The organism is Catenuloplanes japonicus (assembly GCF_000717135.1).
GTDB lineage: Bacteria > Actinomycetota > Actinomycetes > Mycobacteriales > Micromonosporaceae > Catenuloplanes > Catenuloplanes japonicus.
The window spans coordinates 567,805-588,292 of record NZ_JNXY01000001.1 but is presented as its reverse complement, the minus strand read 5'-3'; the positions used below and the strand labels follow the sequence as shown (position 1 = coordinate 588,292).

General features: G+C 71.1%; 19 protein-coding genes. 17 read left to right on the top strand and 2 right to left on the bottom strand.

Annotation, left to right across the window (positions count from 1 at the left end):
* The first annotated feature begins 20 nt into the window (after positions 1 to 20).
* From OP04_RS02755 to OP04_RS02735, 5 genes are all read left to right on the top strand, one after another.
* The gene (locus tag OP04_RS02755; RefSeq protein WP_198153664.1) at positions 21 to 1,340 is read left to right on the top strand and encodes a nucleotide disphospho-sugar-binding domain-containing protein; all 1,320 of its coding nucleotides are present in this window, start codon (positions 21 to 23) and stop codon (positions 1,338 to 1,340) included.
* A complete protein-coding gene (locus OP04_RS02750; RefSeq protein WP_051796979.1) occupies positions 1,337 to 2,068 on the top strand; it encodes a class I SAM-dependent methyltransferase in 732 nt (243 codons plus the stop codon). The genes OP04_RS02755 and OP04_RS02750 overlap by 4 nt, the downstream gene beginning before the upstream one ends.
* The gene (locus OP04_RS02745) at positions 2,065 to 3,045 is read left to right on the top strand and encodes an aldo/keto reductase (RefSeq protein WP_033337741.1); all 981 of its coding nucleotides are present in this window, start codon (positions 2,065 to 2,067) and stop codon (positions 3,043 to 3,045) included. Before OP04_RS02750 ends, OP04_RS02745 begins: the two co-directional genes overlap by 4 nt.
* A gap of 119 nt (positions 3,046 to 3,164) precedes the next feature.
* Positions 3,165 to 4,106: a daunorubicin resistance protein DrrA family ABC transporter ATP-binding protein gene (locus tag OP04_RS02740; RefSeq protein WP_033338075.1), complete on the top strand. Its 942-nt coding sequence runs from the start codon at positions 3,165 to 3,167 to the stop codon at positions 4,104 to 4,106.
* Positions 4,103 to 4,936 carry an ABC transporter permease gene (locus OP04_RS02735; RefSeq protein ID WP_232323440.1) on the top strand — a complete coding sequence of 278 codons (834 nt, stop codon included), beginning with the start codon at positions 4,103 to 4,105 and terminating at the stop codon, positions 4,934 to 4,936. Before OP04_RS02740 ends, OP04_RS02735 begins: the two co-directional genes overlap by 4 nt.
* A gap of 132 nt (positions 4,937 to 5,068) precedes the next feature.
* Here OP04_RS02735 and OP04_RS02730 read toward each other — a convergent pair whose 3' ends face one another.
* Positions 5,069 to 6,103 (bottom strand): ketoacyl-ACP synthase III family protein, encoded by a 1,035-nt coding sequence (locus OP04_RS02730; RefSeq protein ID WP_033337740.1) that lies wholly within the window; start codon positions 6,101 to 6,103, stop codon positions 5,069 to 5,071.
* Between the two features lie 202 nt (positions 6,104 to 6,305).
* Here OP04_RS02730 and OP04_RS02725 point away from each other — a divergent pair, with 202 nt between their 5' ends.
* From OP04_RS02725 to OP04_RS02695, 7 genes are all read left to right on the top strand, one after another.
* Positions 6,306 to 7,367 (top strand): methyltransferase domain-containing protein, encoded by a 1,062-nt coding sequence (locus OP04_RS02725; protein WP_198153663.1) that lies wholly within the window; start codon positions 6,306 to 6,308, stop codon positions 7,365 to 7,367.
* 77 nt (positions 7,368 to 7,444) lie between these two features.
* A complete protein-coding gene (locus OP04_RS02720) occupies positions 7,445 to 8,278 on the top strand; it encodes a TrmH family RNA methyltransferase (RefSeq protein WP_051796978.1) in 834 nt (277 codons plus the stop codon).
* 100 nt (positions 8,279 to 8,378) lie between these two features.
* Positions 8,379 to 9,206, top strand: a complete 828-nt coding sequence (locus OP04_RS02715) for a 2OG-Fe(II) oxygenase family protein (protein ID WP_033337739.1) — start codon at positions 8,379 to 8,381, stop codon at positions 9,204 to 9,206.
* The gene (locus OP04_RS02710) at positions 9,199 to 10,248 is read left to right on the top strand and encodes a methyltransferase (RefSeq protein ID WP_051796977.1); all 1,050 of its coding nucleotides are present in this window, start codon (positions 9,199 to 9,201) and stop codon (positions 10,246 to 10,248) included. Before OP04_RS02715 ends, OP04_RS02710 begins: the two co-directional genes overlap by 8 nt.
* A 234-nt stretch (positions 10,249 to 10,482) precedes the next feature.
* The gene (locus tag OP04_RS02705; protein WP_051797055.1) at positions 10,483 to 11,850 is read left to right on the top strand and encodes an NDP-hexose 2,3-dehydratase family protein; all 1,368 of its coding nucleotides are present in this window, start codon (positions 10,483 to 10,485) and stop codon (positions 11,848 to 11,850) included.
* A 5-nt stretch (positions 11,851 to 11,855) separates the two neighbouring features.
* Complete coding sequence (locus OP04_RS02700; protein WP_051797054.1) at positions 11,856 to 12,902, top strand: Gfo/Idh/MocA family protein; 1,047 nt, start codon at positions 11,856 to 11,858, stop codon at positions 12,900 to 12,902.
* Positions 12,899 to 13,837 carry an NAD-dependent epimerase/dehydratase family protein gene (locus OP04_RS02695; protein ID WP_033337737.1) on the top strand — a complete coding sequence of 313 codons (939 nt, stop codon included), beginning with the start codon at positions 12,899 to 12,901 and terminating at the stop codon, positions 13,835 to 13,837. The genes OP04_RS02700 and OP04_RS02695 overlap by 4 nt, the downstream gene beginning before the upstream one ends.
* 12 nt (positions 13,838 to 13,849) lie before the next feature.
* On the opposite strand, the gene OP04_RS02690 is transcribed toward OP04_RS02695, so the two are convergent.
* On the bottom strand, positions 13,850 to 14,263 hold the full coding sequence (locus tag OP04_RS02690; protein ID WP_033337736.1) for a cupin domain-containing protein: 414 nt from the start codon (positions 14,261 to 14,263) through the stop codon (positions 13,850 to 13,852).
* A 587-nt stretch (positions 14,264 to 14,850) separates the two neighbouring features.
* On the opposite strand from OP04_RS02690, the gene OP04_RS02685 reads away from it, so the two are divergent.
* The 5 genes from OP04_RS02685 to OP04_RS55415 all read left to right on the top strand — a co-directional run bounded on the left by OP04_RS02685 (position 14,851) and on the right by OP04_RS55415 (position 20,451).
* Positions 14,851 to 15,789: a GDP-mannose 4,6-dehydratase gene (locus OP04_RS02685; RefSeq protein WP_033337735.1), complete on the top strand. Its 939-nt coding sequence runs from the start codon at positions 14,851 to 14,853 to the stop codon at positions 15,787 to 15,789.
* A 133-nt stretch (positions 15,790 to 15,922) separates the two neighbouring features.
* On the top strand, positions 15,923 to 16,990 hold the full coding sequence (locus OP04_RS02680) for a glucose-1-phosphate thymidylyltransferase (protein ID WP_033337734.1): 1,068 nt from the start codon (positions 15,923 to 15,925) through the stop codon (positions 16,988 to 16,990).
* Positions 16,990 to 17,979, top strand: a complete 990-nt coding sequence (gene rfbB, locus OP04_RS02675) for a dTDP-glucose 4,6-dehydratase (RefSeq protein WP_033337733.1) — start codon at positions 16,990 to 16,992, stop codon at positions 17,977 to 17,979. Before OP04_RS02680 ends, rfbB begins: the two co-directional genes overlap by 1 nt.
* Before the next feature lie 34 nt (positions 17,980 to 18,013).
* Positions 18,014 to 19,084, top strand: a complete 1,071-nt coding sequence (locus OP04_RS02670; RefSeq protein ID WP_051796976.1) for an NAD-dependent epimerase/dehydratase family protein — start codon at positions 18,014 to 18,016, stop codon at positions 19,082 to 19,084.
* 11 nt (positions 19,085 to 19,095) lie between these two features.
* The gene (locus OP04_RS55415) at positions 19,096 to 20,451 is read left to right on the top strand and encodes a phytanoyl-CoA dioxygenase family protein (protein WP_232323438.1); all 1,356 of its coding nucleotides are present in this window, start codon (positions 19,096 to 19,098) and stop codon (positions 20,449 to 20,451) included.
* The last annotated feature ends 37 nt before the right edge of the window (positions 20,452 to 20,488 follow it).

Genomic DNA, 20,488 nt, shown 5'->3' with positions numbered 1-20,488 from the left:
CGGCGCGAGGGGAGATTCCGTTGCGAATTCTGTTCACCGTGTCCAACTGGGCCGGACACTACATGTGCATGGTGCCGCTGGCCTGGGCGTTCCGGGCGGCCGGCCACGACGTCCGGGTGGCCTGCCCGCCGCAGCAGGTGCAGGGCGTCATCTCGACCGGGCTGATGCCGGTCTCGGTACTCGACGCGGCCGACATGATGGAGAGCGCGCGGCTGGCCTACTGGTCTCTGGCGATCAACACGCCGCCGCAGAGCGGTGAGATGCCGCTGCCGCTGCACCCGTTCACCGGCGAGGCGCTCAGCTCGGTCCGCGACTTCGACACCGGCACGCTCAGCGACTTCTGGAAGAAGACCATCACCGCGGTCCAGCGCAGCTTCGACAACGCCGTCGACTTCGCCGCCTCGTGGCGCCCCGACCTGGTGGTGCACGACATCATGGCGATCGAGGGCGCGCTGGTCGGGGTGCTGAACAACGTGCCGAGCGTCTACTACGGCCCCGGGTTCATCGGCACCGTGGAGACCGAGCCGGGCCTCAACCTGATGGCCGGGGATCCGCTGTCCTGCTTCGAGAAGTACGGCGTGGACTGGACCCGGCGCGACATCCGGTACGCGGTCGACCCGTCGCCGGACGCCGCCGTGCCACCGATGGGTGACGCGCTGCGGATCCCCGTCCGGTACCACCCGTACAACGGCAATCAGGACGTCGACCCGTGGCTGCTCGGCCCGATCCGGGGCAAGCGCGTCTGCGTGGTGTGGGGCAACTCGGCCACCGGCGTGTTCGGCGAGCGGCTGCCCGCGCTGCGCCGGGCGGTGGAGACCGCGGCCCAGCTGGCCACGGAGGTAGTGCTCACCGCCGCGCTGTCCGAGGTGGACGCGATGGGCTCGCTGCCGCAGAACGTCCGGGTGCTGCGCAACTGCCCGCTCGAGCTGATCCTGCCCGACTGCGACCTGCTCATCCACCACGGCAGCGCGAACTGCCTGATGAACGGCATCGTCACCGGCGTACCGCAGCTGTCCCTGGCCCTGAACTACGACGGCCAGATCTACGGCAGGCGGCTCGACCCGCAGGGCGCGACCAAGACGCTGCCCGGTCTCATGATCAGCGCCGAGGAGATCGACAAGGCGATCGCCGAAATGCTGTTCGACCACAGGTACCGGCGCCGCGCGGCCGAGCTGCGCGCGTCGGTGGCCGGCGCACCGACTGCCGCGCAGGTCGCCGACCTGCTCGTCACGCTGGCCCGGACCGGCGAGCTGACCCCCGGCGACGTCGCCGGCCTGGTCGCCGGTCCGGACCAGCACCGTAGGGAAATCACCGGGGACACCGTGAGCGAGGTTCGATGAGCAACGCACAGGACACGCCGACCGCCACGCCCAAGCCGCCGCTGCGCAGCATGGGCGACCTCAACCTGGTCTGGGAGTGGAACACGCCGGACGAGATGCAGATCCAGCTCGCCGGTACCCAGCCCCGCGACGAGTACCTCCAGGACCGCGTCGACCGGGCGAACTGGATCGCCGACCGGCTCCGGCTCACCCCGGAGTCGTCGGTCTTCGAGATCGGCAGCGGCGAGGGGGTGATGGCCGGCGTCCTCGCGCCACGGGTGGGACAAATGTTGTGCACAGACGTCAGCCGCTCGTTCCTGGACAAGGCGCGGGTTACCTGCCGGGAGCACGCCAACGTCGACTACCACCACATCGAGAACGACTACCTGGCGAAGCTGCCGTCGGCGGCGTTCGACGGCGGGTTCTCCCTGAACGTCTTCATCCACCTGAACGTGTTCGAGTTCTTCCACTACTTCCGCCAGATCGCCCGGGTCCTGCGGCCCGGCGGCCACTTCGGCGTGAACTTCCTCGACCTCGGCGACTCGACCCGCAGCTTCTTCCACTTCTACGCGGAGCGCTACCTGGCGGCGAACCCGATCGAGTTCAAGGGCTTCCTCTCCTTCCACAACGTGGACGTGATCGCGGCGATAGCGGTCGAGGCCGGCCTGACGCCGCTGCTCGACGAGTTCGTCAACGAGGACGGGGTCTGCTACCTGATCCTGCGGCGCGACGAGAAGCCCTCGGCGTGAACCGTCTGCTACTCGGCTCCGGCGGTCCCCAGGTGTCCCGGCTCTGCCTGGGCACCTGGCCGCTCAGCGGGCAGTGGGGCGGGGCGATCGAGCCCGCGGTACGCGCGGTCCGCCGCGCGTTCGACCTCGGGGTGAACCTCTTCGACACCGCCCGCGCCTACGGTGATGGCACCGCGGAGGCCGCGCTCGCCCGCGGGCTCGGCGACCTGATCCGTACCCATCGCTCGGAGCTGGTCATCGTGACCAAGGGCGGGCTGCGGATCCAGGGGAACTCCGTGGTGCGCGACTGCGACCCGGATGTCCTCCGTTCCGGCCTGGTGGCCAGTCTGCGCGCGCTGGGCACCGATTACGTGGACCTGTTCCTGGTGCACTGGCCGGACCCGACCATCCCGCCGGCCGAGACCGCGGGCGTGCTCGCCGGCTTCGTCGAGGAGGGACTGGTCCGCCGGACCGGTGTCTCCAACTTCACGGCCGCGCAGATGGACGAGTTCGGTCCGGCGGCCGTCGCCCAGGTCCCGTACAGCCTGCTGGCCCGCGGGGTCGAGCGGGAGATCCTGCCGCACTGCCGGGCGGCGGGCGTCCCCGTGATGGGCTGGGCCTCGCTGGCCCACGGGCTGCTGACCGGCGCGCTGCGGCCGGGTCACGCGTTCGCGCTCGACGACTGGCGCGCCTACTCCCCGATCTTCCGGGGCGAGCGGCTCGCCGCGGTGGTGACCGCGGTGGACCGGCTCTCCGCGATCGCCGCCGACCGGGGCATCAGCGTGGCCCAGCTCGCGCTCGCCTGGGTGCTGCACCAGCCGGGCGGCGTGATCCCGATCTTCGGCGCCCAGTTGCCCGAGCACGTCGAGGACAGTGTGCGGGCACTCGACGTGCGGCTCGACGAGGCCGAACTGGCCGCGCTCGGCCGCCTGGTCGAGGGGGCACCGCCGGTGCTGCCCGACGCCGAGCCGCCGCACCGGGCAACGGCCGGCGTCTGAGCCCGGCCGTACCAGAGAGGAAGTCAGTGACCGAGAACGTGATCGACCGGTGGTCGCCGGCCCCGGACCCCGCCGCCGGTGAGGCCGTCACGGCGGCGCGCGACGGCGCGGCCATCGTCATGGCCGGACTGAGCAAGCGCTACGGCGACGTCACCGCCCTGGACGGCGTCGACCTTGTCGTCCCGCCGGGCGCGGTCTGCGGCCTGCTCGGTCCCAACGGCGCGGGCAAGACCACCGCGGTACGGATCCTGAGCACGCTGACCCGCCCGGACTCGGGCACCGCGCTCGTCGGCGGCATCGACGTGACCCGGGACCCGGACGAGGTGCGCCGCCGGATCGGCGTCACCGGCCAGCGGACCACGGTCGACGACATCCTGACCGGCCGGGAGAACCTGGAGACCTGGGGAAGGCTTTACCACATCGGGGTACGGACCGCGCGGCGCCGGGCCGACGAGCTGCTGGAGCAGTTCGGCCTGGCCGACGCGGCCACCCGCATGGTCAGGCAGTACTCCGGCGGGATGCGCCGCCGGCTCGACCTCGCGGTGGGTTTCCTGCTCCGGCCGCAGGTGCTGTTCCTGGACGAGCCGACCACCGCGCTGGACCCGCACAGCCGCAACGAGGTCTGGCAGGTCGTCGCGTCGATGGCCGCGCAGGGCACCACCGTGCTGCTCACCACGCAGTACCTGGAGGAGGCCGACCGGCTGGCGAGCCAGATCGCCGTACTGGACCACGGCCGGATGATCGCTCAGGGTACGCCGGACGAGCTCAAGTCGAGGATCGGCGGCCACCGGATCGACGTGGTGCTGGGCGGCGACGGCGCGGTCGCACGGACCGCGCGTGGCCTGGCCCGCGTGGTGGGCGCGGAGCCGGAGGTCGACGCGGCGGCGTCGCGGATCAGCGTGCCCGTACGCGACCAGGTCACCACGCTGCACGACGTCATGCGCTGGCTGCACGACAACGAGGTCGAGGTCGAGGACGTGGCGGTGCGCAGGCCGACGCTGGACGACGTGTTCCTCAGCGTGACCGGGCACGGCGCGGACGTGGGACGGGCGGCCGCATGACGGCCACGACGATGATCACGGTGCCGCCCCGGCCCACGAACCCGCTGGACCGGCTGCGGTGGGCACTGACCGACGGCTGGGTGGTCGGCCGCACCAACCTGTTCCACTGGCGGCGCAACCCCGGGCTGATCACCCAGTGCCTGATGTATCCGGTGATGACCGTGGTGTTCGGCTTCGTCTTCGGCAGCGCCATGGTGGTGGCCGGCGGCGGATCGTACCGCGAGTTCCTGATGCCGGGCCTGTTCGGCCAGACCATGATGTTCGGGATCATCACCACGATGATGGTCACCAGCTCGGCCACGGCGAAGGGGATGACCGACCGGTTCCGGACGATGCCGATGGCCCAGACCGGCGTGGCGCTCGGCCGCTGCGTCGCCGACCTGGTCACCTCGGTGTTCGAGCTGATCATCCTGGTCGTCTGCGCGCTGCTGGTCGGCTGGCGCTTCCATCACGGCCTCGGGCCCGCGCTCGGCGCGCTCGGCCTGCTGCTGCTGTTCCGGTTCGCGCTGGTCTGGGCCGGCATCTTCTTCGGGCTGATCCTGCCGGTGGAGGCGGTCGGCGCGGGTTACGTGCCGCTGCTGCCGCTGACCATGCTGGCCAACACGTTCGTGTCGCCCACACAGATGCCGCCGTGGCTCGGCGCGATCGCGGAGTGGAACCCGGTCTCCGCGACGGTGGCGGCCTGCCGGGAGCTGTTCGGCAACCCCGGCGTGGTCGGCGACTCCTGGGCGGCCCAGCATGCGATGCTGCTGGCGTTCGCCTGGCCCGCGGTGATCATGCTGGTCTTCGTGCCGCTCTCGATCCGCCGGTACCGCAACCTCGAACGCTAGTGAACTATCCCGAACCTGCCGATGATCGGGGCGTCCCTCCAGCCGTCAGAACGACTGGAGGGACGCCTTGATCTTGGAAGGCGTGGCACCCGTAGAACGATGGTGGACAGCCGCACCGGGACCGCCGGCCGGTCAGCCCGCCCAGGACGGTGACTCGAGAACCTCGATGATCGCGCAGGACACCACGACGCCCGGCGCGGTGCCGAGCATCAGCATGTGATCGCCGGGGCGCAGCTCGCCGCCGCGGAGCAGGTGGTCGAACGACAGAATCGGGTCGCTGGCGCCGCAGTGCCCGATCCCCCGGCCGTACTCCCAGGTCGACCGCGACAGGGGCAGGTCCCACATGGCCATCACCCGATGCTCGACCACCTCGCGGGAGTAGTTCATGAAAGCCACCCGGGTGATGTCGCGGATGCCGATGCCGGCTTCGCCCAGTGCCCGGTCGACCAGCTCCACCGTCCACTGCGGCATGTCCGCCATGGCCACGGACGCCGGGCTGCGGGTCGCGAACTGCTGCCCGATCCGGGCGCTGAAGTCGGTGGTACGCCCGGCCGTGATGCTCGGCGGGAACAACGGCTCGTCGCCGCGGTGCAGCGCCTCCGCGGCCGTGGCCGTCCGGGAGCACACCGAGCGCAGCCGGGCGAATCCCGGCTGCTTCGTCAGCACGACCGCGGAGGCGGCGTCGCCGCCGATGAAGCCGGGCCCCATCGACCAGCGATCGATCAGCGGCGTGCCGTAGTTGTCCGCCGCGACCAGCAGCGCGCTCGTCCGCTCCGGGACGGCGGCCAGGTGACCGGCGGCGAGCTCCATCGCGCTGAACAGCCCGTTGCAGCCCTGCCGGATCTCCAGCGCGAGCAGGTCACCGCCGACCAGGTGTCGTTGCAGGTAGGACTGTGGCGGCCAGCCGTCCGGCCCCTGGTGCCAGGTGCTGGCGTACAGCAGCAGGTCGAACTCCTCCGGGGAGCCGCCCCATCGCTTCACCGCCTGCTGTGCGGCCCGCAGCGCCATCTCGGGCGCGGGCAGGTCACCCGCGATGGCGACGCCGCCGAGCTCGTGCGTCTCCGCGTCCGCGGCCGGATAGAGGCCGCGCGCGACCGCCCATTCGACACTGACCCGCGGTGGAATGAACGTCCCGATGCCGGCGAGGAACATGTCCGTTGTCCGCACGAAGTCGTCTCCTCGAGAGAATGACGATCACCATCGTCGATCGGCGCGGTCATTGTCCGACCATCGGGCCCAGCCTTCGGCCGCCCGGAATTCATTGCGCCGTACCGCGACTCTATGATGGTCGGAACGAAACAGGTGTGGCATTTCACCTAGAAATCGCGCGGTTCCCAGATGGATTTCCGCCGACGGGAGGATACGGCCGGTGGCGGTGCGATTGCTGGCGAGGACCCTGCGCGGGCTCGAGGACGTCGCCGCAACGGAGGTGACCGGGCGCGGCCTCGGCCGGGTCACCCGCAGCCGGCACCGCGAGGTGTGGTTCACCGCGGACCAGGCCGATCCCGCCCTGCTGGACCTTCGCACCGTCGACGACCTGTTCCTGCTGGCCGCGTCCATCAGCGACGTCGGGCACACCAAGGCTGACCTGGCCCGATTCGCCACGGCCGCCCGCGAGGCCGACGCGGGCGAGCTGCTGCGGCAGCGCGGCCTCCTCGGTTTCGGCGCGGCCGCGACCGGTGTGGACGTCGCCGCGTCGTTCCTCGGCAAGCGCAACTACAACCGCTACGACATCGAGGACGCGGCCGGCGCCGAGCTGGCGCGCGCCACCGGCCTGCCGTACCACTCGCGACGTGGTGGTGACGCCCCGCCGGAGGGCACGCTGTCGTTCCGGGTCACGGTCGAGGGCACCCGGGCCGCGCTGGCCCTGCGCGCCGGCGACCGGCCGCTGCACCGCCGGAGTTACAAGCAAACCTCGACGCCGGGCACGCTGCACCCGCCACTGGCCGCCGCCATGGTCCTGCTGGCGGACCTCCGGCCGGCGGACACCGTGCTCGACCCCTGCTGCGGAACCGGCACCATCCTCATCGAGGCCGCCGGCCAGGCCCCGGAGGCGCGGCTGATCGGTGTGGACCACGACCCGCGCGCGCTCGCCGCGGCCACGGCGAACGCGGCGCTGACCGAGACCCGGGCGACCTGGCTCCGCGGCGACGCGGCCCGGCCGCCGATCGGCACCGGCCGGATCGATCGGGTGGTGAGCAACCCGCCGTGGGACCGGCAGGTGCCCGCCCGAGGCACGCTGGCCGGGCGGCCGGCCCGGCTCTACCGGGAGATCCGCCGGGTCCTGCCCGCCGGTGGACGGGCCGTCCTCCTGTTGCACGAGGCGGAGGAGCAGCTCACCGCCGTCAAGGCGGCCGAACTGCGGGTGCGCGACGTGCGCCCGCTGAGCCTGTTCGGCACCCACCCGTCGATCGTCACGCTCACCGGCTGACCATGTCCGTCCTCTTCGGACGGACGCCACGATTGTTACGCTGCGGTGAAAGCCACCGGTACGGGAGAAGTCCAGCCATGCCCAAGATCAAGAATGACTCGCGGAACCGTGACCCGGAGCTCCGGGTGGAGCGCCGCAACGCCCGGTTCCAGCAGTGGGAGGCGCTGCTGACCAACCGGAACACGCGGCACCGTCTGGGCGAGTTCCTGGTGCAGGGCGTGCGCCCGATCAACGAGGCGGTCGCACGGGGCTGGCCGATCCGGGCACTGCTACACGCGGGGAACCTGCGGTCGCACTGGGCCCGTGACCTGGTCGCCGGTCAGGTCGCCGACGAGGTGGTCCGGCTCGCTCCCGAGCTACTGCGCGACCTCACGGAGAAGGACGAGGACATCGCCGAGCTGGCCGCCGTCGTCGCGATCCCGCCGGACGACCTCACCCGGATCCGGCCCGGGTCCGACGGCGTCGTGGTCGTGCTGGACCGCCCGATCAGCCCTGGGAACGTCGGCTCGGTGCTGCGCTCGGCCGACGCGCTGGGCGCGGCCGGCGTGGTCGTCGCGGGCCGGGCCACCGACCTCTACGACCCGAAGACGGTCCGGGCCAGCCGCGGGTCGCTGTTCGCCGTGCCGGCCGTGCGGGCGGACACCCCGTCCGCGGTGCTGGACTGGCTGCGATCGACCGGCACGGCAACCGTGGTCGGGACGAGCGAGGACGCGGTGACCGACATCTGGGACCACGACTTCACCGGGCCGACCGCGATCGTGGTCGGCAACGAGACCAGCGGGATGAGCAGCTTCTGGGCGCAGAACTGCGACGCCGTCATCCGCATTCCGATGGTCGGGTCGGCGAGCTCGTTCAACGCGGCCGTCGCCGCGTCGATCACGCTGTACGAGATCGCCCGCCAGCGCGCCTGACACCGGCTTCTGGGGAGACCGCTAGTCTTCGGCCGGAACCCGCCTCCATCGACTGCCGTTGGGATATAACCGGTCGGCAGAGTCCGATGAGGAGGCACGCATGCTGACCGCCGAGCACATCGAAAGCTTCGTCACCGACGGCTTCGTCCGGGTGCCGAACGCGTTCTCCACCGAGCTTGCCGCCGAGTGCCGCGACCTGCTCTGGAAACAGCTGGACATGGACCCCGGCGACCGGTCGACCTGGACCAGGGAGGTCATCCGGCTCGGCGTGCGCAGCGACGACGCCTTCGTGCGGAGCGCCAACACCACAGTGCTCACCGAGGCGTACGACCAGCTCGTCGGCCACGGACGGTGGCTGCCGATGGACGCGATCGGGACCTTTCCCGTGCGTTTCCCGGCCGACCGGGCGCCCGAGCAGGCGGAGGACTACGGCTGGCACATCGATGCCAGCTTCCTCAGCCCGGAGGGTGAGGCCACGATCGGCGCCGGCGACTGGGAGGGCGAGCTCGCGCTCGTCCCGCCGGACTACGACAAGGTCTTCCGCTGCAACGTGTCATCACGCGGTCGCGGCCTGCTGGTACTGCTGCTCTACTCCGACACCGGTGAGCAGGACGCACCCACGCTGATCCGGTCCGGCTCGCACCTGGACGTGCCGCCGCTGCTCGCGCCGTACGGTCCCGAGGGCACCTACCTCGACTGCGGCAGCGTAGGGGCCGACCGGCCGCACGCGCTGGCGACCGGCCGGGCCGGCGATGCCTACCTGTGCCACCCGTTCCTGGTGCACACCCCGATCACCAACACCGGCACCGCTCCCCGGTTCATGGCGCAGCCGTCGCTGCAGCTGGCCGGCGAGTTCGACCTGAATCGCACGGACGGGCAGCCCGTACCGGTCGAGCGGGCGATCCGGGTGGGACTCGGCCGTGGATAGTGGCACGGCCGCGCCCTGGGCAGCCGTCCTACGGCTGGTGTTCGGCGGGATGGCCACGCACCTGGTCGCGCTCGCCGTCCGGCTGCGGCTGCCCGACGCGATCGGCGACAGCGAGCGGGACGCGGCCGGGCTCGCCGCGGAGTACGGCTTCCAGGAGGGGCCGGTGCTCCGCCTGCTGCGCGGGCTCGCCGCGCTCGGCGTGCTCGCCGAGAGCCGCCCCGGCTGCTTCACGGTCACCCCGGTCGGCGCTCTGCTGCGCGGCGACGCGCAGGGGTCGATGTATCCGCTGGCCAGGATGCTGACCGACCCGACGATGGCGCACGCCTGGCAGAACCTGGAGTTCAGCGTGCGCACCGGCGGGCCGGCCTTCGACGAGGCGTTCGGCATCGACTTCTTCGGCTACCTGGCGGCCCGGCCGGAGCTGTCCGAAATGTATAACCGGGCGATGAGCCAGGGCAGCCGTGGGGTCGCCACGGTGCTCGCCGGCGCGTACGACTTCGGCCGTTTCCGGACCGTCGTCGACGTCGGCGGGGGCGACGGGACCACGCTCGCCGCGATCCTGACCGCCCACCCCGGACCGCACGGCGTGGTCTACGACAGCCCGTCCGGCGTGGCCGCGACGGCGCGGACCCTGGACGCGGCCGGGCTCACCGCACGCTGCCGGGTCGAGACCGGCGACTTCTTCGCCGGGGTCCCGGGCGGCGGCGACCTGTACCTGCTCAAGAGCGTGACGCACGGCTGGGACGACGAGCGGGCCGCGGTGATCCTGCGCAACTGCGCCCGCGATGCCGCGCCACACGGCCGGATCCTGCTCGTCGAGCACCTGCTGCCGGACGTCGTGCCGGCCGGCGAGAGCCCCACCACGTACCTCAGCGACCTGAACCTGCTCGTCAACGGGCAGGGGCAGGAACGGACGCGAGACGACTTCGCCGGCCTGTGCGTCAAGGCGGGCCTGCGGATCGCCGAGATCGGGGCCCTGCCGTCGACCGGCTTCCATTGGATCGAGATCCACCCGGAGAATAGCGCGGAAGCCGATTACTAATGGCCTCCCTATAATCCATTCTCCATTGATGAGAACCGCAGGGATGTCGCGTATCGTCAACGGCGACGGGCCACATTCCTCTGGGGCTCGAATCGGCAATTGACTCCCCCTGCGACGGCGCATTCACTGACGGATGCCCCGGTACATCGCCGCCGGTCCCGCGACCGAGCCGACCGAGCTGTGGTGATCCCGCATCCCCAGCCACCGAAGGAAAGCGTGATGACCTCGGCCGAACTGGATACGCAAGGCGCAGCCACCACCCTTCTGCCCGGGGCGGGCGAGGAGTTCCGGTCCTGGTTCGCCGGCCGCACTCGCTCCACGACCTGCTGGGTGACCCGCACCCCGCTCGGCGAGCTGCCCGGGTGGTCGATCGACGGCGCCACCGGCAACCTGACCCACGACAGCGGCCGGTTCTTCGCCATCGAAGGGCTGCACGTGCGGACCTCGTACGGCCAGATCCGCGAGTGGAGCCAGCCGATCATCAACCAGCCGGAGATCGGCATCCTCGGGCTGCTGGTCAAGACCGTGGACGGCGTTGCATACGGGCTGGTGCAGGCGAAGATGGAGCCGGGCAACATCAACACGTTCCAGCTCTCGCCGACCGTGCAGGCGACCCGCAGCAACTACACGCGCGTGCACCGGGGCAGCCGGACGAAGTACCTCGAGTACTTCACCGAGGCCGGCCCCGGCACCGTTCTGGCCGACGTGCTGCAGTCCGAGCAGGGGTCCTGGTTCCTGCGCAAGCGCAATCGGAACATGATCGTCCTGGTGGACGAGTCGGTGGCCGCCACGGACGGGCACTACTGGATGCCGCTGGCAGAGCTGCGCGGCCTGCTGCGGGTCGACGGTCTGGTCAACATGGACACCCGGACGGTGCTGTCCTGCATGCCGCCCGGATTCTTCACCGCCGACCGGGAACTGCCCGGCTCCGGCCCGGCCCCTGCGCTGATCCGGTCCATCAACGGTGCCGGTACGCCGCTGCACAGCGCAGAGGCCGTGCTGAGCTGGTTCACCGCCGCCAAGAGCCGGTACGAGCTGGCGGTACGGCGGGTGGCGCTGCGGGAGCTGCCCGGCTGGCACCACACGCCCGACGAGATCTCGCACGACGACGAGAAGCACTTCAGCATCATCGGCGTCAGCGTCCGGACCGACGACCGGGAGGTCAGCGAGTGGCATCAGCCGCTCCTCTACCCGAGCGGGAAGGGAATCGTGGCCTTCGTCGTGAAGGAGATCGACGGGGTGGCGCACCTGCTGGTCCACGCGCGGTACCAGGCGGGCCTGCTGGACGCGATGGAGATGGGACCCACGGTGCAGTGCAACCCGGGCAACTATCCGGACGGCGCGCCGGCGTTCCTCGACTACGTGCGGCACGCACCGGCCGACCGCGTCCTGTACGACACGGTCCTGACCGAGGAGGGCGGCCGCTTCTACCGCTCGCAGAACCGGTATCTGCTGGTGGACGCGGGTAACGATGTGCCGGTCGAGGTCCCGGACGAGTTCTGCTGGGTGACCGCGCACCAGCTATCCCGGCTGCTACGGCACGGCTACTACGTCAACGTCGAGGCCCGCAGCCTGCTGGCCTGCCTGCACAGCCTGTGGTGACCGTCGTGCCGGAACCGGCCCCGGTCGCACGCCCGGTCCGGATCGGCCTGCTCGGCTGTGCGGACATCGCCCGGCGCCGTACCCTTCCGGCGCTCCTGCGGGAGCCCGGCGCCGAGCTCGTCGCGGTCGCGGCCCGGGACCCTGACAGGGCCAAGCTGTTCGCGGGCGAGTTCGGCGGCGAGGCCGTGCCCGACTACCGGTCGCTGCTGGCGTTCCCGGACCTCGACGCCGTCTACATCGCGCTGCCTGCCGGGCTGCATCACGAATGGACCCTACGGGCCCTGCGCGGGGGCCGGCACGCGCTCGTCGAGAAGCCGCTGACCACCCGCTACCGCGACACCGCCGAGCTGCTCGACCTGGCGCAGGACTGCGGGCTGACGCTGACCGAGAACCTCACGTTCCTGCGACACGGCCTGCACGCGACCGTGGCGAGGCTGGTGGATTCCGGCGAGATCGGACAGCTGCGCTCGGTTCACGGCGTGTTCGGCTTCCCGCCGCTGCACCCCGGTGACGTGCGGTACCAACCGCATCTCGGCGGCGGCGCGCTGCTGGACGCGGGGGTGTACCCGCTGAGCGTGGCAGGGCTCTTCCTCGGGCCGGATCTCCAGGTGGTCGCCGCGACCCGCACGGACGACCCGGAGCACGGGGTCGACGTGGCCGGCAGCGTGCTGCTGGCCACGCCGGACGGGCGCACCGCCCAGCTCGACTTCGGCTTCCAGCACGCGTACCGCTGCGAGTACACGCTGTGGGGCAGCACCGGCTCGATCGTCGTCGACCGGGCCTTCACGCCGCCGGCGTCCCGGCGTCCGACGGTCCGGCTGACCCGGCACGACGAGCCGAGCGACCTGGTGCTGCCCGAGGACGATCAGGTCGCCGCCACTCTGCGCGAGTTCGTCACCGCGGTCCGCGCCGGCCGGGAGGTTCCCGGCCGGGCATCGCAGTCCAGGGCGCTGGCGAGGCTGGTCGACCAGGTCCGGGGCCGGGCGCGCTCGCTGCGGCCGGGCGAGCCGGTCCGGCTGGGAGGCCACGAGCCGACGAGGAGGTACGGGTGAACGACGGCCGTGTCGTGGTGGTCGGCGGTACCGGTTTCCTGGGCCGTCAGGTGGTCAAGGACCTGGTCGCCGCCGGCCGCGACGTGCTGGTCCTGGCACGGCGCGCCCCGGCGGCCACGCCCGGGTTCCGGTTTCGCGCGGTCGACGTCTCCGGCGGGGCCGAGTTGTCCGCGGCGCTGGCCGAAGAACGCCCGGCGGCTGTCGTCAATGCCACCGGCGGCAAGTGGGGCCTGTCCGGGCGCGGGCTGGAGGCCAGCTGTGTCGGGGCGACCGAGGCCATCCTGGCGGCTCTGGCGGAGACCTCGCAGGCACCGCGATTCGTGCACCTCGGCTCGGTGCTGGAGTACCGGCTCGCCGCGCCGGACACGCCCGGCTCCGCGCAGCGGGCGGCGCGATCCGTCAGCGAGTACGACCGGTTCAAGCTGACCGCGACCGAGGCGGTGCTGACCGCGGCCGAGGCCGGGGCCGTGGACGCGGTGGTGCTGCGTCTGGCGAACGTCACCGGTCCCGGCGTGCCGCCGGCCAGCCTGCTCGGTCTGGTGGCCGGTGCGCTGGCCACCGCGGCACACCGCGGCGGGCACGCGATGATCGAGCTGACCGCGCTGGACTCCCGGCGCGACTACGTGGACGTGCGGGACGTCTCGGAGGCAGTCCTGGCCGCGATCCGGGTGCCCGGCGTGACCGCGCCGATCCCGATCGGTCGCGGCGAGTCGGTGCCGGTGCGCGCGCTGGTCACCATGCTCACCGAGATCAGCGGCGTGCCGGCCACCGTGTGCGAGCTGCCGGCCCGGGACCCGGCCGGCGCCACCGAGGACTGGACGCTGGCCGATCTCCGGCCCGCGCGTGACCAGCTCGGCTGGGCGCCGCGCCGGACGCTGCCGGAGGCACTCCGCGCGCTCTGGCAGGACACGATGGAGCACGGTCCGCGCCGGTGACCGGCCGGCGCCTCAGCCCTCGACCGTGATCGTGTGCGGCAGCGGCTGGACCTGCACGATCGGCGGATCGCACTCGTCCCACGGACGGGTCAGCATGGCCACGAAGGACAGTGAGGTGATCGCATACACCGCGTGCATCACCCCGACCGGTGTACGGGTGCAGGTGCCGCGGGCCACGTGGATGAACTCCTCCGGGCAGTCCGGGTCGTCGGGGTCGTCCTTGGTGACCAGCACCCCCTCGCCGTCGACGAACAGCAGATATTCCACGAAGTGCGGATGGTAGTGCAGGCCACGGACCTTGCCCGGGTGCATCGAGATGAGGTTGAACTCCAGCAGCGGCTCCGGCGGCACCCAGGTGAAGATGCCACCCCGGCCGTCCCGGACGGTATCCAGATTGCAACTCGGCGTCAGAACCTCGATCTTCACGGCGAACTCCGATTCTCGGGGTCATGGCGGGACGGTGTGGTGCCGCTCGCGAGCCCGGGGCGCGTGCCGGAACGGGAGTCGGCTGGCGGCAAGGTGGAGTCTCATCGGCGTCGCGAGGACGTGGCGGTATCCGGGCACGCCCGCCCGGCACCGGGTTCCACAGGAAATCGTAAGCGTTCGCAATGCCGAGACAACACTCGGCGACCGCGCCGCAGGAGAACTCATTGGCTTTGGATAGTAGGGCAACCGACACCGGCGAACAAGAATTGACAGGCATGAAGGCGCTGGACAGAATACTCAGCGGCGTCGGCCACATAACGCGCCAGACCCGCAAATTGACGGCCAAGGCGAATTCATTCGACAATCTGCCCATCATGGACGGACACGCGGAACGCCGACATCACCACCAGCCACGAAGCCGATCCACGCGACTGCCGGGACCTACCCGCCGCGGCCGGTGAATCGCCTTCCGGTCGGTTACCGGACAACAATCAGAATGAGCGAGGCAATCCCATGTTCGGTCGCATCAGCACGGTATCCGGGCCACCCGTTCGAAAGACCGCCCCACTCCCGATCCGGGCGCGGACATGACCGTGCGGACCTCGGTCGTGGTGGGTGCCGGCGGCCAGGACGGGGTGCTGCTGAGCGAGTCGCTGCGGGCGCGGGGCGACAGGGTGGTGCCGGTACTCCGGCACGGCACGATCGACATCACCCGGCCGGACGACGTGGCCGGGCTGGTGTCCGGCATACGCCCGGACGAGGTGTACCTGCTGGCCGCGGTGCACCACTCCGCGCAGGACACGGTCACCGACCCGGTACGGCTCTGCCACCGGTCGTACGAGGTCAACACGTTCCCCGTGGTGCACTTCCTCGACGCGGTCGAGCGGCACAGCCCGGCCACCCGAGTCTTCTACGCCGCCTCCTCGCACGTCTTCGGCGTGCCGGACACGCCGATGCAGGACGAGACGACACCGCTGCGGCCGACCTCGGTCTACGGCATCAGCAAGGCCGCCGGGCTGCTGCACTGCCGCGACTACCGCGCGCGTGGCGTGTTCGCCTCGGCCGGCATCCTCTACAACCACGAGTCCCCGCTCCGTCGCTCGGGCTTCGTGTCCCGCAAGATCGTGGACGCAGTGGTACGCATCCAGCGCGGCGACACCGCCCGGCTCGTGCTCGGCAGCCTGTCGGCCGGGTCGGACTGGGGGTACGCGCCGGACTACGTGGACGCCATGCGGCGGATCCTCGGCCTCTCGGAACCGGACGACTTCGTGGTCGCCTCCGGCGTACGGCACAGCGTCGGCGAGTTCGCGGCGATCGCGTTCGCGGCGGCCGGGCTGGACTGGCGGGACCACGTCGAGGAGGACGCCACCGTGCTCACCAGGCCGGACGTCCCGCTGGCCGGTGACGCGAGCCGGTTGCGCGCCGCGACCGGCTGGCGCCCGAGCCTCGGCTTTCCGGACATGGTGCGTACGTTGCTGCGGGCCGCCGGCGCCACGCTGGTCACGCCGGCGACCCGGCCCGGCTGACCGGCGGTCCGGCGCTTTAGTAGGGAAATCACGAGTCGGATTTCGGTACCTTCACAAGAGCCAGTTGCCGTCCGACAACGGAGTCCATTGTGATTCGATTTCCGGTCTCGGTCCAACCGTCCAGGGTCGCCTCGTGAAAGGTCTGGTGCTGGCGGGCGGTGTCGGCTCGCGAATGCGCCCGATCACCCACACCTCAGCGAAGCAGCTCATTCCGGTCGCCAACAAGCCGGTCCTCTTCTACGGCCTCGAAGCGATTCGCAAAGCGGGGATCCGGGAGGTCGGCATCATCGTTGGCAGCACCGCGTCGGAGATCGAGCGCGCGGTGGGCGACGGCTCGCAGTTCGGTCTGGACGTGACCTATATTCCCCAGGATGCACCCCGTGGCCTCGCGCACGCCGTCCTGATCGCGCGGGACTACCTCGGCGACGACGACTTCGTGATGTACCTCGGTGACAACTTCGTCGTCGGCGGCATCAACGGCGTGGTCGAGCGGTTCCGGCGGGAACGCCCGCAGGCCCAGCTGATGCTGACCCAGGTGAAGAACCCGCACGCTTTCGGCGTCGCCGAGATGGGTCCGGACGGTCAGGTTCTCGGCGTCGAGGAGAAGCCTCAGTACCCGAGGAGCGACCTCGCGCTGGTGGGCGTCTACGTGTTCAGCCCGGCCGTGCACGAGGCGATCGCGGAGCTGAAACCGTCGTGGCGCAACGAGCTGGAGATCACCGAGGCGATCCAGTGGCTGATCGACCAGGGCCGGCCGGTCAGGTCCACGGTCATCACCGGGTTCTGGAAGGACACCGGCAACCTCGCGGACATGCTGGACATGAACCGGTTCGTCCTGGAGAGCATCGACTGCGAGGTCAACGGTTCGGTGAGCGCGGACACCGAGATAGTCGGCCGGGTCGTGATCGGGGCCGGCGCCGTCGTCACCGGCTCACGGATCGTCGGGCCGGTCGTGGTCGGGGCCGGGTCGATCGTGCGCAACTCGCGCCTGGGCCCGTTCACCTCGATCGACTGCGACTGCACCGTGACCGACAGCGACATCGAACAGTCCATCGTGCTCCGCGGCGCCTTCATCGACGGTGTCGGCCGGATCGAGATGTCGATGATCGGCCGCGAGGCGCGGGTGGTCCCGGGGCCGCGCGCGCCGCAGACGTACCGGTTCGTGCTCGGGGACCACAGCGAAGTACGGGTGGGTGTCTAGTGCGGCGGGTGCTCGTGGCCGGCGGGGCCGGCTTCATCGGCTCGCACTACGTCCGGGAGCTGGTCTCCGGGGCGTACCCCGCGTGGCGGGGCTGCCGGGTCACGGTGCTGGACAAGCTCACCTACGCGGGCAATCCGGCGAACCTGGACGCCGTGCGGGACCGCATCACGTTCGTCCGCGGCGACATCTGCGACGGCCGGCTGCTCGCGGACCTGGTGCCCGGACACGACGCGGTGCTCAACTTCGCGGCCGAGACCCACGTCGACCGGTCCATCGCCGACTCGGCCGAGTTCCTGCGCACCAACGTGCAGGGTGTCCAGTCGCTCATGCAGGCGTGCCTGACCGCCGGCGTCCCGACCGTCGTCCAGGTCTCCACGGACGAGGTCTACGGCAGCATCGCCACCGGGTCGTGGACCGAGGACAGCCCGCTGGCCCCGAACTCGCCGTACGCCGCGGCCAAGGCAGGCGGGGACCTGATCGCGCTGGCGTACGCGCGGACGCACGGCCTGCCCGTCCGGATCACCCGGTGCGGCAACAACTACGGCCCGCACCAGTTCCCGGAGAAGGTCGTGCCGTTGTTCCTCACCCGGCTGATGGACGGCCGGCCGGTCCCGCTCTACGGCGACGGCCGGAACGTCCGCGACTGGATCCACGTGGACGACCACTGCCGCGGTATCCAGACCGTGGCCGAGCGAGGCGCGGCCGGCGAGGTCTACCACATCGCCGGGACCGCGGAGCTCACCAACCTGGAGCTGACCAAGTTCCTCCTCGACGCGGTCGGCGCCGGCTGGGACGCCGTCGAACAGGTCCCGGACCGCAAGGGACACGACCGCCGCTACTCCCTCTCCGACGCGAAGCTGCGTGGCCTGGGGTACGCCCCGCGCGTCTCCTTCGCCGACGGCCTGGCCGGGACGGTCGACTGGTACCGGGCGAACCGGCACTGGTGGGAACCGCTGCGCACGCAACTCGACGACGTCCGTACCGGCTGATGGCACGTCGCCCCGACCTTCGAAGGAGCTTCGGATGGCTCACTGCCTGGTGACGGGTGGCGCCGGATTCATCGGATCACACCTGGTCGAACGGCTGTTACGAGCCGGCCACCGCGTTGCCGTGCTCGACGACCTCAGCGGCGGCAGCAGGTCCCGCGTACCCACGGGGGTCGACCTGCACGTCGGGTCCGTGACGGACGCCGACCTGGTCGACTCGATCTTCGCCGAGCATCGGTTCGACCACGTCTTCCACTTCGCGGCGTTCGCCGCCGAGGCGATCAGCCACTCGGTCAAACGGCTCAACTACAACACCAACGTGATGGGCAGCATCAACCTCATCAACGCGTCGCTGCGGACCGGAGTGTCGTTCTTCTGCTTCGCCTCGTCCGTCGCGGTCTACGGGCACGGCGCGACGCCGATGCGGGAGAGCTCCGTCCCGGTGCCCGCGGACAGCTACGGCAACGCGAAGCTCGTCGTCGAGCGCGAACTCGCGGTGACGATGCGGACGCAGGGCCTGCCGTTCGCCGCGTTCCGCATGCACAACGTCTACGGCGAGTGGCAGAACATGCGGGACCCGTACCGGAACGCGGTGGCGATCTTCTTCAACCAGATCATGCGCGACGAACCGATCACGGTGTACGGCGACGGCGGTCAGGTCCGCGCGTTCACCTACGTGGGCGACGTCGTGGACGTGGTGAGCCGGGTCCCCGGCACCGAGCGCGCGCACGGCCGCTGCTTCAACGTGGGCGCGGCCGGCACCAGCACGGTGCTGGAGCTGGCCGAGGCGGTACGGGTGGCGGCCGGTGTGCCGGACCACCCCATCGCGCACCTGCCGGCCCGCGACGAGGTCCGGGTGGCCTACACCGCGACGGATGACGCCCGGCAGATCTTCGGCGACTGGCCGGACACCCCGCTGCCCGACGGGCTGGCCCGGACCGCGGCCTGGGCGGCCGCGGTGGGGCCGGCCGAACTCCACGCGTCGTTCGACATCGAGATCGGCGGCAATCAGGTCCCGGAATGGGCCAGGCACGTCGAGAGGCGGCTCGAACCCGACCCCGCCGACTGTGGTGGAAACACTAGTCCCCTGCTCACCATCGATCTTTAGGCTGGGAATCCATGGAACGTGAGGACATTCGGCGCCGCGCGACAGCACTCGGGCCCTGGGTCAACGGATTCGACTACGACGGAATTCGTTATGCCGAGGGTTCCGATCACGGCTATCTGCTCAGCCAGCATCCGGCGGACCGGGCGAGCGCGTTCTACGCGGCCTTCCCCGGCGCGACCCGCGTCCTGGAGCTCGGCGCGCTGGAAGGCGCGGACACGCTGGAGCTGGCCCGGCAGCAGCCCGAGGCGCACGTCGTCGGCTTGGAGGGCCGCGCGGAGAACCTGCGCCGCGCCGAGTTCGTGATCGACGTGCACGGCGTCCCGAACGCCGAGCTGCGGCTCGCCGACGTGGAGGCGCTCGACTTCCCGGCACTGGGCCGCTTCGACGCGGTCATGTGCGCCGGCCTGCTCTACCACGTCCGGGAGCCCTGGGCGCTGCTCAAGGACATCGCCGGCATCTCCGCCGGGATCTACCTGTCCACCCACTACTGGGGCAGTTCGGACGGGCTGGAGACGCTCGACGGTTACTCGGTCAAGCACGTCCGCGAGGACCACCCGGAGCCGCAGGCCCGCGGACTGAGCGTGGACGTGCGCTGGCTGGACCGGCCGTCGCTGCTCGCGGCGCTGGAGAACGCCGGGTTCACCGAGATCGAGGTGCTGCACGAGCGCACCACGCCCGGCGTCTGCGACATCGTGGTGGTCGGCCGGACCCGGCTGGGCGCACAGGTCCGCCGTTTCCGCGAGGACGGCCTCGTCAACGCCGGGCCGATCTTCGCCGACGACGCGGTGGCCCGGCTCAAGGCCGGTGCGATCGACCTGATCTCCCGGTTCACCGACCGGGGGTACCGGTCCGAGGACTTCTGGAACTACGACGTCGAGGGCCAGGACCCGGTGCTCTACCGGATCCACAACCTGGAGAAGCAGGACTGGGCCGCCGGCGAGCTGCTGTTCCGCGAGGAGCTGGCCGAGCTGGCCGCCACGTTCATCGGAGGGCCGGTCGTACCCACCGCCCTCGCGCTGGTGCTGAAGGAGCCGAACCGGGCGGCGGGGCTCCCGTGGCACCGCGACCGGCTCAACGTGGCGCCGCACACGGTCTGCAACCTGAGCATCTGCCTGGACGAGGCCGGCCCGGCGAACGGCTGCCTGGAGGGCGTACCCGGCTCGCACCTGCTCCCCGACGACGCCGACGTCCTGACGGTACGGGACGCGGGACCCCGCACGGCCGTGCCGTCCGAGGTGGGCGACGTCATCGTGCACGACGTCCGGCTGGTGCACGGTTCCGGCCCGAACCCGACCGACCGGTGGCGCCGCACCATCGTCATCGAGTTCGCCAACCCGGCCCGTCCGATGCCGACCCGCGCGTCCTGACCACCCGGCCGTCCGTACCGGGTCCCGCGGCACCGGA

What these genes read in the sequence shown, in the direction of transcription:
- OP04_RS02735 (WP_232323440.1), top strand. Translation starts at nt 4,103, where the DNA reads ATGACGGCCACGACGATGATCACGGTGCCGCCCCGGCCCACGAACCCG.
- OP04_RS02670 (WP_051796976.1), top strand. Translation starts at nt 18,014, where the DNA reads ATGGCTCACTGCCTGGTGACGGGTGGCGCCGGATTCATCGGATCACAC.
- OP04_RS02750 (WP_051796979.1), top strand. Translation starts at nt 1,337, where the DNA reads ATGAGCAACGCACAGGACACGCCGACCGCCACGCCCAAGCCGCCGCTG.
- OP04_RS02715 (WP_033337739.1), top strand. Translation starts at nt 8,379, where the DNA reads ATGCTGACCGCCGAGCACATCGAAAGCTTCGTCACCGACGGCTTCGTC.
- OP04_RS55415 (WP_232323438.1), top strand. Translation starts at nt 19,096, where the DNA reads ATGGAACGTGAGGACATTCGGCGCCGCGCGACAGCACTCGGGCCCTGG.
- OP04_RS02720 (WP_051796978.1), top strand. Translation starts at nt 7,445, where the DNA reads ATGCCCAAGATCAAGAATGACTCGCGGAACCGTGACCCGGAGCTCCGG.
- OP04_RS02740 (WP_033338075.1), top strand. Translation starts at nt 3,165, where the DNA reads ATGGCCGGACTGAGCAAGCGCTACGGCGACGTCACCGCCCTGGACGGC.
- OP04_RS02685 (WP_033337735.1), top strand. Translation starts at nt 14,851, where the DNA reads ATGACCGTGCGGACCTCGGTCGTGGTGGGTGCCGGCGGCCAGGACGGG.